The sequence below is a fragment of the Sporosarcina sp. D27 genome, from assembly GCF_000586555.1.
In the GTDB taxonomy this organism is placed as follows: domain Bacteria; phylum Bacillota; class Bacilli; order Bacillales_A; family Planococcaceae; genus Sporosarcina.
Window position 1 is genome coordinate 231,432 of the sequence record NZ_AZUC01000014.1, and the last position, 15,092, is coordinate 246,523.

Here is a 15,092-nt window from a genome sequence, read left to right on the forward strand (position 1 = left end):
ATTTGGTGATTAGTAAATACAAAATATCTGCTCTTGTTTCGCCATACATTCGAATTTGTGATTATTCGCTAAAGACAAGTCAACATAAAAAAGTTAAAAGCCTTTGATTCCCAAGTGGAGTCAAAGGCTTATTTGTTTTAATATTTACAGAACGTACATTGCTTTCATATTAGCTTAATAGGGAATGCCAGTTCCACAGTGGTGCTAGCTCATAAAAGCTCAATTCCTAATAGATTTGCAATCTTTTCTCTATAGATATCAAACTCTTTTACTGTTTTTAAATTGGCCAACATTCCTTGGAATACATATTTCTCGATTGTAGGTTTCTGAAGTTCACCGATTAGAAACGCAATCACTCCAGCGAGGCCATTCCTTTGCTCATCACTAAAATTCATAATTTCAATCTGTTCTTGCATATCCGCCAGTAAAGCAGATACTTTTTCAATTTGATTTAATGATCCGCATGAATTGTTTGAAAAAAGATTCAGCAAGTTTGTTTTCATGATCGGTTCTTCTCCCTTTTCAAAAGAGGCCACCATATCTTCAATACGGTTCATGATGAAAGTGGGGACAAGCGTCGCATCAATCTGTGAATCTTGAATAAGTATCGCAGCTAAGTAACTGCTCCTAATTCCTTCAATCAGCATAATGATATCGCCTGTATAGTTATTTATTTTATCTCCGTATACTTCTTTCAAGTTCTTTTCGTACCAAGTTAACATTTCCAATTGAGTTTTCCCCATAACTTCACGAAGTTCTTTGTTAATCGTAAAACTTTGTTCTCGCATATATACCGTGAAAAAGTCTTTTTGTTGGGTCAGTTGTTCAAATGGGACGCTTAAGAGTTTTGCGAGTTTTTCATGGGGAGGTAACTGTTCAGCATCTATTTCGTGTGTTCGTGTTCTCATCTGTTCGAAATAATATTCAAAAATGGCGATGTGTAAAGCTTCTTTGGAAGGAAAGTAATTGTAAAATGCTCCTTTAGAAATTCCACAGTCATTTACTATTTCTTGAATGGATGTGTTCGTGAAGCCATTTTCTGCAAATAACCTGATGGCTGACTCAATGATATCTTTTTGTTTTCGTGCCTTCATTAGTCTCACCTTTTCAACGATCATATTTTATGTATTTTCATTCAGTTTACCAAGCGGTCACATTTTGTCAACAAAAGGGTGGTCAAGATTTATATTGGTCGTTTTGTATGACTGAAGAGTCATGATAGATAAACTCGAAAAATTCATCGTTACTTGATGTTGAGATAGGATACAATTATTCTTGCATTTGACTGACTGGTCATTTATAGTTTAGAACATCTTGACTACGTGGTCAATGATTGAGAGAACTATCAAATACGAGGAGTGTATCATTTGAAGAAAATCACTAATTTCGCACTCAACAACAAATTCGCAGTGTGGATACTGACAATTATGGTTGTTGTTGCTGGATTGTATTCAGGTTTCAATATGAAACAGGAAACAATGCCTACAATAACTTTACCGAACGTGACGGTTTTGACTACCTATCCTGGAGCAGCTCCGGATGAGGTAGCTGAAAAAGTTACAGTTCCAATCGAACAACGGATTCAAAACTTGGAAGGTGTCGAACTGGTTAGCTCCTCTTCTCTAGCTAACGCATCATCTATTCAAGTTCAATTTGGGTTCAAAACAGATATGGATAAAGCGACTGAGGAGATAAAAGAAGCTTTGTCGAAACTTTCGTTACCAGAAGGCGTGAAGGACCCCGAAGTCTCACGATTGAGTTTTGATGCGCTACCAGTTATGACATTAAGTGTTAGTGATAACAAACGAACTGCGGATGAGATGACCACTATCGTGGAAAAAGATGTGCTGCCAGTTTTAGAAGGTATTGAGGGAGTGGCAGATGTTCAGATTACTGGACAACAACTAAAAAAAGTAACAATAGACTTTGATGAAGAGCAGTTAAAGAAATACGGACTGACGCAGGAAACGATCCAGCAGATCATTCAAGGATCTGATATTACATTCCCGTTGGGCCTAACAAATTTTGACGGCAAGGTGAAAAACCTTGTCATTGATGGAAATGTTGCCAGTGTGGACGATTTGAAAAAGTTAGAGATTCCTGCCATGCCATCCCAAGCAGGTGAGATGAATCAAGCTCAACAAGGAACCCCACAAGCTCAGCAGGGGAATTCACAGGAACAAACACAAGCCCCAATCGGAATTCCTTTCGTTAAGTTAGGCGATTTAGCTGAAATCCAAGTTGTAAGTGAGGCTGAATCGATTTCAAGAACAAATGGTGAAGACTCCATCGGGATTCAAATTGTAAAAGCAGCTGACGGCAATACTGTTGAAGTTGTCAATAATGTAAAAGATAAAATTTCTACTATTGAAAAAGACTTGGATTTAAAAGTCGTTACTACTTTGGACCAAGGAGAACCGATTGAGGAAGCGGTAAGTACAATGCTTAGTAAAGCGTTGTTTGGAATCATATTTGCGGTCTTGATCATCTTATTGTTCTTAAGAAGTATTAAAACGACACTTATTTCCATCGTTTCAATTCCATTGTCATTACTGATGGCAATATTCCTCCTACATCAAATGGATATCACCTTAAATCTCTTAACTCTAGGTGCATTGACAGTTGCCATTGGCCGTGTAATCGATGACTCGATCGTCGTTATGGAGAATATCTATAGACGTATGGCATTGCCTGGAGAGCAATTACGTGGGAAAGAGTTAATACGTGAAGCGACGCGTCAGATGTTTATCCCAATCTTTTCATCTACGATTGTAACTATTGCCGTGTTCTTGCCAATCGGTTTAGTTGGAGGACTCGTCGGTGAGATGTTCTTACCATTTGCGTTAGCGGTAGCATTTGCTCTCGCAGCTTCTTTAGTTGTGGCTGTGACCATTGTTCCAATGCTAGCTCATTCATTGTATAAAAAGCAGCTGAGTCAGGTTGGAACAAAAGAAAATAGAGCAAAAGAAGAGAAGCCAGGAAAGCTAACCAATGCGTATAGCCGTGTCTTGGAATGGACATTGAATCATAAACTGATTACCTTCGGGGGATCTGTAGTCTTACTCGTGTTAAGTTTCTTCTTAGTTCCATTGATTGGTGTCAGCTTCTTGCCAGATGAAGAAGAAAAAATGATCGTGGCTACTTATAGTCCGGAAGCGGGTCAAACAAGAGAAGATGCAGAAGGAATCGCAATGGATGCTGAGAAATATTTAAGTAACCATGATGGTATTACGACATATCAGTATTCACTAGGTGGCGGAAGCCCGATGGATGCGATGATGGGAATGGGCGGAAGTAATTCTGCATTATTCTTCATTGAATACGATAAAGATTTTAAAAACTTCAGTGACGAAACATCAAAAGTCATTGATACCCTTAATGAGAAATCAGATCAAGGTGAATGGAAGAGTATGGACTTTGGCGGCATGGGTGGTAGTGGCTTACAACTATATGTCTATGGTGATAATAAGGAAGATATCGAGAAAGCAACGGATCAGATTTTGCCTATTCTAGAAGAAAATAAGAATTTGGAAAAAGTCGAGTCGAGCCTTACAGAAGCCTATGACCAATACACACTAGTCGCAAATCAAGAAAAATTGAGTAGTCTAGGGTTAACAGCAGCACAAGTGGGCATGAATCTCATGGCTCCTGGTGAAGCACCTGTACTCACTACGGTAAAACATGATGGAAAAGATTTGAATGTGTATATCGAAGTGAAGGAAGACGAATATAAGAGTATTGATGAGTTGAAGAACAAAGTCATTCAATCCCCATTAGGCATTCCAGTCAAATTGGGTGATGTGATGGATGTTGAAGAAGGCAAAACGCCAGATACAATCCAGCGAAGAGATGACAAAATGTATGCATCACTTACAGCTGATGTGAAAAGTAAAGATGTTGCTGCGATTTCAAGTTCAGTAGAAAAGAAAATCGGTGACCTAGATTTACCAAGCGGAGTGAAAGTGGACTTCGGTGGTGTTACAGAACAGATCAATGAGTCATTCTCACAACTAGGGCTTGCTATGCTAGCTGCAGTAGCAATCGTCTACTTTGTACTTGTAGTAACATTTGGAGGAGCATTAGCACCACTCGCTATTTTATTCTCACTGCCATTTACAATCATCGGTAGTTTAGTGGCGCTTTGGATTGCTGGTGAGCCGATAAATGTATCTGCGATGATTGGTGCGTTGATGTTGATTGGTATTGTTGTCACGAACGCAATTGTGTTGATTGACCGCGTGATTCATCAAGAGAAGGAAGGACTTTCCACACGAGAAGCCCTTTTAGAAGCGGGCTCCACTCGTCTACGTCCAATCTTAATGACAGCTCTTGCTACTATCGGTGCGCTCATACCTTTGGCGCTCGGTGTAGAAGGCGGCGGTGGCGGACTGATTTCGAAAGGTCTTGGTGTAACAGTTATCGGGGGTCTGATCAGTTCTACGTTACTAACACTTGTGATCGTTCCGATTGTTTATGAGACGTTCATGAAACCACGTAATAAAAAATTGAAAAGATAACTTTTTGAGCTAAATACTTTGGTTTCATCAACCTCTTTCTTCAAACAGGTAGCTTGCCCATAAAGGCGAGTTACCTGTTTTTTAGTTGGAATTGACTCGGTTAACAAATCTTTCTAAATTCATTGATAACGTTTACAATAGATATATAAGGGGAGTGAATTAAATTGAAATATAATGCTACTTGGGATTTAGAGAGTATATTTAAAGGCGGAACCAAATCGGAAGAAGTGCAAACAAAACTTGCATCTGTTAAAGAGGATATTGTCCTTTATGCGGATCAGTTGAAAACATGGAATAGTGATTCAGGTTACGATGCTTCTACTTTGCTAGAAATATTGAAACAACAAGAGGTAATCGGCAATGGATTAGGCCAGGTTGGGACATTCATTAATATGTGGCACGATGCTTTTATGGACGATGAACATGCAAGTGTTGTTAAGGGTCAAGTAATGGAACTTGGAAGCGAAATTCAGCAACTATCAACAATCTTCACTAAAAAACTAGTAGCAATCTCAGATGATCAATGGAGTAAACTCTTGAAGGATGGAGCCTTAAAAGAAATTAGTTTCTCACTAGATGAGATACGTGAACAAGGCAAACGTCTATTGTCTGAAGATGAAGAGAAACTGATTGCTAAACTAAATAAAGACGGGATCGCAGCTTGGAGCGATTTGTACAATACAGTAGGCTCCATTATGACTGTTCCTTTTACGGATAAAGACGGCAAAATAACTGACTTATCTATTGGGCAAGCGATGAACAAAATGTATGCTGATCCTGATTCAGATGTGCGAGCTGAGCTTTTTGAAGACTGGGAAAAAGTCTGGTCTAAAAATGGACTTATTTTTGCAGACATCCTCAACCATTTAGCAGGCTATCGCTTAACATTGCAAGATACTCATGGACGAGATGGCCATTTAGAAGTACCGCTTGAATATAACCGTATGACTGAAGAAACGTTAACAGCAATGTGGTCAGCAGTTGACGCGCAGAAACAAACATTTCTTGATTACTTAGCACAAAAGGCTAATTTGTTAGGAATGGATAAGCTGGGCTGGCAAGACGTGGATGCACCCGTTGCATTAGGTGAAACCAAACCAACGCGTTTCACCTATGATGAGGCATGTGATTTTATAATTGAGCATTTCACTTCATTTGGACCAAAACTGACTGACTTTACAAAACATGCGCTTGAAAACCGCTGGGTTGAAGCGGAAGATCGTCCGAATAAACGTCCTGGTGGGTATTGCACGAGCTTGCCTGAATTTGAAGAGTCCCGTATTTTTATGACATTTACAGGTTCACCGAGTGATACGAGTACATTAGCACATGAATTAGGACATGCTTTTCACAGTCACGTCATGAAAGATTTGCCAGAACTGAATCAAGGATATGCCATGAACGTAGCGGAAACTGCTAGTACATTTGCTGAAACCATTATTGCGGATGCAACTGTAAAAAATGCTGCGACTGATGAAGAAAAAGTATCCCTTTTGGCAAATAAATTAGAAGGCGCAACAGCGATGTTCTTAAATATTCGTGCTCGCTTCTTATTTGAAGATAGTTTTTACACGGAGCGTGCAAAAGGAATTGTTTCAGAAAAACGCTTGAACGAATTAATGGTGGCAGCACAAAAAGAAGCTTTCGGGAATAGTCTATCTTCTTACCATCCGCACTTCTGGGCAGCCAAGTTACACTTCTTTATTGATAGTGTACCGTTTTATAATTTCCCGTATACATTTGGTTATTTATTCAGCCTTGGTATTTACGCGGAATACTTGAAACACCCGGAAGGATTTGAAGAGAAGTATATTGCCTTACTTAGAGATACCGGATCAATGAAAGTTGAAGATTTAGCAAAGAAACATCTAGGTGTAGATGTAACTAAGGAAGATTTCTGGGCAGCGGGGATTGAGCTCGTTGGAAGAGATGTAGAAGAATTTGTTGAATTGACAAATAAATTACAGAAGTAAAAATTAAAAAGGTACTTATCTCATTTTTGTGAAGTGAGATAAGTACCTTTTTATAATGACTGAATATGTAGGGTTAGGCATTTTAATCTTTTAGAATTAAGGTCAATTATATTAAAATCTTCCTAATGCCGTCTTAAAAGATATACTCTAGTACGACTTTCATCTTATTAAAAGTGTTATTCTTTTATCAAAATATATAGCGTTTCTAAATCTTTCTTGTTCAAAATCCGAGGGACTGGGTAGAGCGGATTCGCTTCTTTATATGCACGATCCACCATTAATGGAATGTCTGTTATTTCAATCCCGCTTATTGTTTCAGGAATATCCATCTTTTTATTCAATTGCCTAAGGGCTTCAATAAATTTCTTACATTTTACTTCTTCAGAATCACTTGAATCGGTGATTCCAGCTATATCTGCCAGCTCTGCAAGCGGTTTGTGTACAGCTTTGCCGTAATACTCAAGTACATGCGGCATAATGACTGCATTTGCGAGCCCGTGGGGAATATTATAGAATCCTCCGAGAGTGTGCGCAATGGCATGGATATAGCCAACATATGCACGAGTAAAAGCTCTTCCTGCTAGAAAGGAAGCACGCTGCATATTGGCGCGGGCTTTGATATTATTTCCATCCAGATAAACTTCATAAAGATTATCGAAAATTAACTTTGTCGCTTCTTGACTCCATTGCTTCGTTCGTGGCGTATTGCTCCTCCCGATATATGCTTCAACTGCATGAGTGAGTGCGTCCATACCAGTTGTGGACGTGATATGTTTCGGGAGATTCACAGTTAACAATGGATCCATTATTGCAAAGTGCGGGGTTAGAACAGGATCATTAATGGCATACTTTTCATGGGTTTTGCTGTTAGAGACAACTGAGACAATTGTCGTTTCACTTCCAGTTCCTGCAGTCGTTGGTATTGCAACCAGTGGGGGAATTCTTTTTCGTACGTTCAATTGACCTTTCATTTGTGTGAGTGTTTTTCCTGGTTGAGCTACTCGGGCAGCAACCCCTTTTGCACAATCCATTGGAGAACCGCCTCCAAAAGCAATAATCCCTTCACACGCGGAAGACTTATATAGTGTTAAAGCTTCTTCAATGTTGTCAATCGTGGGATTCGGAACGGTTTTATCATATATAACGTATTGAATACCAAGCATAGTGAATCCTTCTAATAAAGGGTCCAATAGTCCAAGTTGTGAAATGCCTTCGTCTGTAACTATGAGCACATTTCCAATCGATTGACGTTGTAATAAGGTTGGTAATTCTACCAAGCTGTTTTCGCCTTCTAACAAAAGAGGGTGCCGCCAAGGTAGAAATTGCGCCACAGTTTTGTAGGCGAATTGATAGGTTCTGCAGTAAAGAGAGTACACGGGAGAACTCCTTTCTTTCGACTGTTTTTTATGAAGCAAGTTCCTACACAAAAACAACCAAAGCTGTTGTAGTACCAACTTTGGTAAAATCACATTTCCTGTTTCCATCTAAAGTAGTTGTATACGAGCTGGAGAACTAATGTGGCAGTTAACACCCAAATTGCAACCGTTTTAAAGAGTAATGAAAACCCTGGTGAATTGAGAAGGATAATAATAAGGATTAGGGCAATTGGTATCATCCAAACTGTTCGAACAAACTTTTTGTGATACGAAAGACTCCAATAGAACAACCCATGCTCTTTGCCATTTTTCATATATTGACCTCCCATTGAAAGGTAATTTAGTCAATTCCATCGAGCGATCAAGTGTAGTATACCATAATTTAACAGTAATAACAATTAGAATAATCGAATTGCATTCAAACTACTCGTTCTTTTGTATGTAGAATTCACGTATGAATGCTCCTAGAGCTCCTGATATCAAAATGATAACGAATATATTTAGCAATCTTACAAATGTGTATGGAGAAAAAATTGCTAGGACACTATTGGCAATAACGATTCCTGTGAAGCATATACAACCGAAAACTATCTGTTTTTGAACTTTTTTCATGCGATGGCCACTTTTCTTATAAGATTTATTCAAACGGTTGGATGGGTTTTGGTTTGCAGGATAATTCTGCTCGATTATATTGAGAATTTTATGTAAAATAGATGGAAGGAATATACTCAAGATAAAATAAGTTGGAGGTGCGGAAGTGAATACAAGACGACTAACGAAGTCATCAACTGATTCTTCACTGCATGGCGTTTGTGGCGGCATCGCAGAATTCTTTGGCATTTCTTCATTTCTTGTAAGACTAATTTTTATTATGACGCCGGCATCGTTAATTGTATATATTTTACTGGCTAACATGCTGCCTGACGGTCCAAGACGGTTATACTCTAAGTATTAGATTTAAGACTGAAATTATATGAGGAGCTCATTCCCTATCTATCAATGTAATGGAATACAATGACCTTTATCATGAGAGAAAAAGAGGTGATTGGTTGAAGAGGAAAATTGGATTCATCATGATTGGAGTCATTGTGATTAGTGTGAGCCTGAGCTTAGTTCTTAATAGCGATAAGATTTCGCCGAATAAACAAACGAATTCTCATTCGAATAAGATTTCGAAGTCTCCAATTCTTCAAATTGATGAAAAGAACAGGCAACCCGTTGAAAAGGAATTTCCGATGAATATGAGTGAATATGATGTTCAAGTTGCGATACATGCGATGTCTCATCAAAAGGTGAAAGCTGAGGATAAATGGATCTCTATAGTCATGACATCTGATCGTGTCAACCGATTGTTGGAAATCGTAAAGGCTAAGGACGAGCGTTTTGAAAAAAACGGACCGCTGTATCTAGAAATATTACAGCGATGGGCAAGTGGTGATTTTTCCAAAGTCGATCAGGATCACAATGCGATTTGGCAACTCCAAGGAGGAACTGTCGGTCGGGCGACAGGGATTCTAACAGAACAGCAAGAAGAAGATTTCATTGCTGAACAATTAACTAAATCTGAAGAAGATAAGTAGACCTGATTAGAATTCATACTCAAGGGGAGGGGAGTGAATTCTATATTCCATATATAAGAATATGGATTAAGGGGAGGAGAACCTGTATTGGACTCAACTGTTATGACAATCATTATTTTGTTTTGACTTTTGTCTGTATCATTTGGAGGCCGAAAAATCGATCAAGGGCTACTTATTGGATAAAAAATATAAGCAGGGCTGCTCCGATACGTCATGATAATGACCTCTCAGTGCAGACCTGCTTTAATTTCACTTATTTTTTGTTGTTCGCCTTATACACTTCTGAAGCAAACTCAGCAACATATCCACTACCACCATTATCTTCTACATTTTCAATCATCATCGCTAAGATAAATGCTGGATTGTTCGTATTGTAACTAACAAAGAAGCCATTTTCTTGTCCTCGGCCATCTGCAGAAGTTTTCAACTCTGCAGTCCCTGTTTTCCCTGAAATCGGGATATCCGGAATATTGACTGCTTGTGCAAAGCCATCCACTACAACACTTCGAAGATCACGTTTCAACACATCTGCGGTTTCCTTGCTTAGAATTCCCTCTTTCCACACCTTCTGGGTCTTATCATCTAACAATAACGTTGGCTTATACATAATGCCATTCGTCAAAATTGGTTCATATATCGTTGCAAGATGTAAAATATTCGCTAACATTTGACCTTGGCCAAAAGATGTATCAGCGAGTTGACCTTCTGAAGCGATTGTTCCATCATTCGAAATCTGAGAAGGGGAGATGTTGAGCATGAATGGAATCTCTTCACCAAATCCGAATTTTGTTAAACCTGATATGAAATCTTCCTTGCCAATTGCTAGCGCTTGTTGCGCAAAGTAAATGTTATCTGAATAGATGAGCGCATTTTTTAAGTTCAGCGGATTCGGTGCTTCCGGATGTAGTCGTGAAACCCGATAAGCTCCCCAAGATGAATCTTTTTGCCACGTTTTCCCCGTAATTGATAGTCCCTTTTCTGGTGTCAATGTTCCTTTTTCCATTCCAATTGCGGCTGTAATGGGTTTTAAGGACGAACCAGGTGCGTAAGCCGCTGCAAACCGGTTAAACAGAGGTTTCAGAGGGTCTTCAGATAGTTTTTTATAGCGCTCTCCGCTAACCCCCAACATGAATTCTGTAGGTTCGAAACTAGGGGAGCTGACAAGTGCTAGTGTTTCGCCTGTCTGTGGATCCACCGCTGCACTTGCTCCTGGTTCACCTTTCATAGACGTAAAAATCTTTTTCTGTAACTCTGCGTCAATCGTCAATGAAATATTCTCTCCATTTACAGCTTCAGTTTCTACTACTTTTTGCAATGTTGCGCCTGAATCTGGACTTTTAATGTAAATCCCGACGCCGTCTTTTCCTCTCAACCGATCTTCCAAAATACGTTCAAGACCTTGTCTACCGATTAAATCTGTTTCTTTATAGCCTTCATCTTTGTGCTTTTCCAATAATTCAGCGGTGATTTTCCCGATATAACCTGTTAAATGCGCCGCAGATTCACCATACGGATATTCTCGCATTTCTGTCTCTTGATAGGTGACCCCAGGGATAGTAATGAGTTTATCCAACAATGCTTGATTGTTTTTGGAAACAGGAGCAATCGGTACAAAATAGTCAGGTTGTACCCAACTTTGGTTGACCTGCTTATCGATAAACTCGACAGTTGTATTCAGAAGTTTAGACAACTCGCTTTTTTTTGTTTCGTCAGTAAACTTACCTGGAACGATTCCTGCTTCATAACCAGTCCCGTTGACGGCAAGAGGATTTCCATTCCGGTCAAATATTTTTCCGCGTTTTGCTGGCATGGTAGAGATTTGAATCTTATCTTTTTCCGTTAATTTCGGAAGAATGAAAGACGGATCCCACCCAGCATACCAGTTATCTGTATCTTCATGAGTTTCGTAGCGCCACGTTAGTTCCTTTTCAAATTCAATCGGACCGGCTATGGTATCCATTGATATTTGAATTGGGAAGACAGCTGGCTTTTCCTCGTCCCATTTCGTTTCTTCCTTAGGTTTTTTGTATGTGATTTTCAGGTTTTTGATCTCCAAATCCTCTGCTAATTTCTCTTGTCGATCCACAAATTCATCAGCATCGAACATTTCTTTCGTATCCGTATTTAAAAAATCATTGTACATCTCGGAGAATTTACTTTCATTCCAATTACTGACGTAAGCTTGCATTCGATCTCCAGGCGTTTCTTTCTCTTTGCAACCTGTCAGGAGAATAGAAACGAATAGTATTGAAATGGCACACAATAGTTTTTTCAAAAAAAGACCTCCTCAATCTATCTGTATTAGTCGGTTTGTCTATTTACTCATTATATCCATCGTACTAGAACTCACCCAAAAATTAAATAACAAATTGGAATGTTATATCTATAGGAAAGGTACATAAGCTGATTTTTGTACACTTCGTCCAGTTAAAGATACGATGATGAGGTAATTAGAATCGGAATCGAAATGAATAGAGGGGAGAATGACACATGAAGTACAATTTTGATACGGTTGTGGACCGCATGAAATCATCGAGCGTTAAATGGGATGGGGCAGAAGCATTGTTCGGTGAAAAAGACTTATTGCCCCTTTGGGTAGCTGACATGGATTTCAAAGTACCAGACGAAGTGTCAAAAGCTGTCGCAGATAAGGCAGCTCATGGAATTTTTGGCTATACAATCAGGGAAGAGAGCTATTACCAGTCAATCATTGATTGGATGAAAACTCGCCATAGCTGGACAATTGAAAAAGAATGGATTTGCCACAGTCCAGGTGTCGTGACAGCATTAAGCTTAGCGGTGCAAGCCTTTACCAAACCGGGTGATAAAGTTATTGTGCAACCACCTGTCTACTATCCTTTCATGAAAGTGACAGAAACGAATGATCGCGAAGTCGTATATAACCCACTCGTCAATAACAATGGATCTTATGAAATGGATTTTGAGGATCTCATTTCGAAAATCGATGAGTCCGTGAAGTTATTAATGCTATGTAATCCGCATAACCCAGGTGGATTCGTTTGGAAAAAAGAAGACCTACAACGCCTAGGGGATATCTGTATAGAACATGGAATTTTAGTCATTTCGGATGAAATCCATTCGGATCTAGTGTTCAAAAAAGGAAGTCATATTCCGTTTGCCTCGCTTTCAGAGCAATTCGCACAAAATAGTATTACGTGCACGGCACCAAGTAAAACCTTTAACCTAGCAGGATTACAAACATCCAATATCATTATTCCAAACGAAGGACTGCGTGAGAAATTCACAACAGAAACCGAGCGAAATTCTATCGGCATGCCAAATTCGTTTGGACCGGTCGCAACAGAAGCTGCATATACACATGGCGGTCCTTGGCTTGAAGACGTGTTGGAATACGTTGAAGGGAACTTGAAATTTGTAACAGATTATTTTTCAGAAAACATTCCTGCATTGAAAGTTCTCCCATTAGAAGCAACGTACCTAGCATGGATTGACTGTACAGAGCTCGGAATGACTCCTGAAGAATTGGAAACATTCTTCCTATCGAAAGCTCACGTAGCGTTGAATCAAGGAAAAGCATTCGGTCCTGGAGGCGAGGGTTTTGTCCGTATGAACCTAGCATGCTCGCGTTCTATCATAGAAAAAGCAGTGAAACAGATTAAAGATGCAGTGAATTCTTTGTCCGTATGAATTGATAGGAATAGTTAAAAAATTGAATTGCTATACAGAATCTCTTTGGATAGAATTGTCTAAAGAGGTTCTTTTCTGTTAGGAGTGAATAGATGACCAGGAATGTAACGATGGGATGGTTTCTTTGCACCTATACAATTGCCCAGATTTCACTTTTGTATATTGGGCTCAGCGGTTTGATTTCAAGTAGTTTGAGAGGCTCGCTTCCGAACACGTTGTTCGTTTTAAGCATTTGTTTTATTGGTGTTGGTGCTTGGGGGATAGGACTTGGAATACGAAAATATACAAAGAACCTGGATCAGGTTGCTGAAGCTTTGTTGAAAAAAAGATTAGTTCTTTTAACAGCGTTTGGATGGGTAATTGTTTTAGGGAGTATTTCATTTTTCCCGATTGTATTTGAGTGAATCAGAATCGTCAACCTGTTATAGGGTGTGGGATAGTTGGTCATTCTTCAAATTACATTTTTCTCTGTTGTGTTAGTGATAGTCTATTTTGTGATAGTTAAAAAAATGAAAACGGATTTTTTAACTAGATATTTATTATTTATTCTTATCAGTTCCTTTTTCTTCTTCAAAATTTTTCATGAACAGTCAGCACTGTGGGTAACGATAATTTGTACAGCTGGACTTGTTTTAAATGCGAAGTTACCTACTCTGAACAATTTCAGTAGCAGGAATGGTAGTCAATGTCTATCGTGTTCCTTTATCATCTGAAGAATTTGATGACTATCTAAAAGCTACTTATGGAATCGAATGTTTGGTAACTGAATGTGTGGAAGTGGTCAAAATAGTTAGTGAAGATACTATGGAATTACAAACCAACGAGTACTCCCTACAAGGCTATTCATTTAACTGGTACTTTGTTTTTTCCAAAGGCGAAATCGAGCTGTACGATAAATCCATCAAAGCAGTCAATGTTATGGGGTTTTGGTTTCCTCTGAGATTATCAGCTTAGGGAGCTCTTATATGAAAAGAATCTTGTTAGCAATATGTGTCATCGCTTTATTTGGAATCGCATATACGTACCAATCTCCTATTCTAGAAACAAACCAGGCAATCGACCAAGCGAAAAAACATGTAGTCACTCCACCCGAGGAATGGCAAGCATCGTTTCCGAAAGTAGAAGAACAAGTAATTCCTTGGAAAGTGATTCGTGTTGAGTTAGTGAAGCGTCAAGGTTTTTGGAATGAACTTATGAACAAGCAGAAATGGGAAGTTACGATGGAATACGAGAGAATGCAAGCCACTATTGTTTTAAATGCATATACTGGAGAATTTATGGAAATCTATGGTCCGCTCAATTAATAAAAAACTTAAAGGATACTTTAGATCCAAAAAATAAAAAAACATAGGCATTCAATAAATAGACCTAGGCTAATTCAATCGAATGAAGGTGGAAAAAAATGAATGCGTTTTTTCAAAAGGTGGAAAATAAGTCCAACTCCAAAATTCTGAAGTTTATCAGGGTGTTCATGGTAATCGGAATGACATTCTTTTTGTTCATGGCGATCTTCAATCATCTCGATTTGTACTACTTAATGTGGGTTTTTCTACTCGTAGCAGTTCTTTCTCTAATTGATATAATTGTAAGTCTTATCAATAAAGCGGACAAAAAAGTAGTACTACTTGAAATTGGTTATGCCCTTATTTGGATATTCATTTTACTTCTGTACGTGCTTATTTAATGTAGATTGTATGCTCTTAAAGAAGCGCGGAAATTTGAAATTTAAGGAGAAAATTTATGGCGCTATTTGGTTTTATTGTAGTAGCAACAATTTTAGGAGCGCTTTTACTGGTTTTCGCCGGTCCGGTGTTTGGGGGAGTCCTCGCGTTTGGAATCGTTGTAGGATGTCTATTCTGGGGGCTGTATATGATGAATGACATTCATAAAAAAATCCATGAATCCTCTCCCAAAAAAGATAAAGTACAAAAAGCTTATGAACAATATTTAAGCGAACGACGTGACCGTTTGGAATAA

General features: G+C 38.8%; 14 protein-coding genes. 10 read left to right on the forward strand and 4 right to left on the reverse strand.

Translation table 11 applies throughout. The annotated features are described in order from the left end of the window. Positions 1–209: 209 nt before the first annotated feature. Positions 210–1,094, reverse strand: a complete 885-nt coding sequence (locus N693_RS0103870) for a TetR/AcrR family transcriptional regulator (protein ID WP_025783456.1) — start codon at positions 1,092–1,094, stop codon at positions 210–212. A gap of 273 nt (positions 1,095–1,367) precedes the next feature. Between N693_RS0103870 and N693_RS0103875 the strand changes: the two genes are divergently transcribed. Continuing rightward, positions 1,368–4,517, forward strand: a complete 3,150-nt coding sequence (locus N693_RS0103875; protein WP_025783457.1) for an efflux RND transporter permease subunit — start codon at positions 1,368–1,370, stop codon at positions 4,515–4,517. Between the two features lie 164 nt (positions 4,518–4,681). Then, positions 4,682–6,490 (forward strand): M3 family oligoendopeptidase, encoded by a 1,809-nt coding sequence (locus tag N693_RS0103880; protein ID WP_025783458.1) that lies wholly within the window; start codon positions 4,682–4,684, stop codon positions 6,488–6,490. Positions 6,491–6,666: 176 nt separating this feature from the next. Here N693_RS0103880 and N693_RS0103885 read toward each other — a convergent pair whose 3' ends face one another. Continuing rightward, positions 6,667–7,866, reverse strand: coding sequence for an iron-containing alcohol dehydrogenase (locus N693_RS0103885; RefSeq protein ID WP_025783459.1), 1,200 nt, complete (start codon positions 7,864–7,866; stop codon positions 6,667–6,669). Positions 7,867–7,955: 89 nt separating this feature from the next. Beyond that, positions 7,956–8,180 (reverse strand): hypothetical protein, encoded by a 225-nt coding sequence (locus tag N693_RS0103890; protein WP_025783460.1) that lies wholly within the window; start codon positions 8,178–8,180, stop codon positions 7,956–7,958. A gap of 443 nt (positions 8,181–8,623) precedes the next feature. Between N693_RS0103890 and N693_RS19885 the strand changes: the two genes are divergently transcribed. Together N693_RS19885 and N693_RS0103900 are read left to right on the forward strand one after the other, a co-directional pair. After that, complete coding sequence (locus N693_RS19885; RefSeq protein WP_081760053.1) at positions 8,624–8,821, forward strand: PspC domain-containing protein; 198 nt, start codon at positions 8,624–8,626, stop codon at positions 8,819–8,821. Positions 8,822–8,915: 94 nt separating this feature from the next. Further along, entirely contained in the window at positions 8,916–9,446 is a 531-nt protein-coding gene (locus tag N693_RS0103900; protein WP_025783462.1) for a DUF6241 domain-containing protein, read from the forward strand. A gap of 253 nt (positions 9,447–9,699) precedes the next feature. Here N693_RS0103900 and N693_RS0103905 read toward each other — a convergent pair whose 3' ends face one another. Then, positions 9,700–11,721 (reverse strand): penicillin-binding transpeptidase domain-containing protein, encoded by a 2,022-nt coding sequence (locus N693_RS0103905; protein ID WP_025783463.1) that lies wholly within the window; start codon positions 11,719–11,721, stop codon positions 9,700–9,702. Between the two features lie 215 nt (positions 11,722–11,936). On the opposite strand from N693_RS0103905, the gene N693_RS0103910 reads away from it, so the two are divergent. The 6 genes from N693_RS0103910 to N693_RS0103935 all read left to right on the forward strand — a co-directional run bounded on the left by N693_RS0103910 (position 11,937) and on the right by N693_RS0103935 (position 15,092). Beyond that, on the forward strand, positions 11,937–13,115 hold the full coding sequence (locus N693_RS0103910) for a MalY/PatB family protein (protein WP_025783464.1): 1,179 nt from the start codon (positions 11,937–11,939) through the stop codon (positions 13,113–13,115). Between the two features lie 92 nt (positions 13,116–13,207). Next, positions 13,208–13,519 carry a hypothetical protein gene (locus tag N693_RS0103915; protein ID WP_025783465.1) on the forward strand — a complete coding sequence of 104 codons (312 nt, stop codon included), beginning with the start codon at positions 13,208–13,210 and terminating at the stop codon, positions 13,517–13,519. Between the two features lie 271 nt (positions 13,520–13,790). Beyond that, a complete protein-coding gene (locus tag N693_RS0103920) occupies positions 13,791–14,069 on the forward strand; it encodes a hypothetical protein (RefSeq protein ID WP_025783466.1) in 279 nt (92 codons plus the stop codon). Between the two features lie 11 nt (positions 14,070–14,080). Next, entirely contained in the window at positions 14,081–14,419 is a 339-nt protein-coding gene (locus N693_RS0103925; protein WP_025783467.1) for a hypothetical protein, read from the forward strand. A 98-nt stretch (positions 14,420–14,517) separates the two neighbouring features. Continuing rightward, positions 14,518–14,799, forward strand: a complete 282-nt coding sequence (locus N693_RS0103930) for a hypothetical protein (RefSeq protein ID WP_025783469.1) — start codon at positions 14,518–14,520, stop codon at positions 14,797–14,799. A gap of 56 nt (positions 14,800–14,855) precedes the next feature. Beyond that, positions 14,856–15,092, forward strand: coding sequence for a hypothetical protein (locus N693_RS0103935; RefSeq protein WP_025783470.1), 237 nt, complete (start codon positions 14,856–14,858; stop codon positions 15,090–15,092).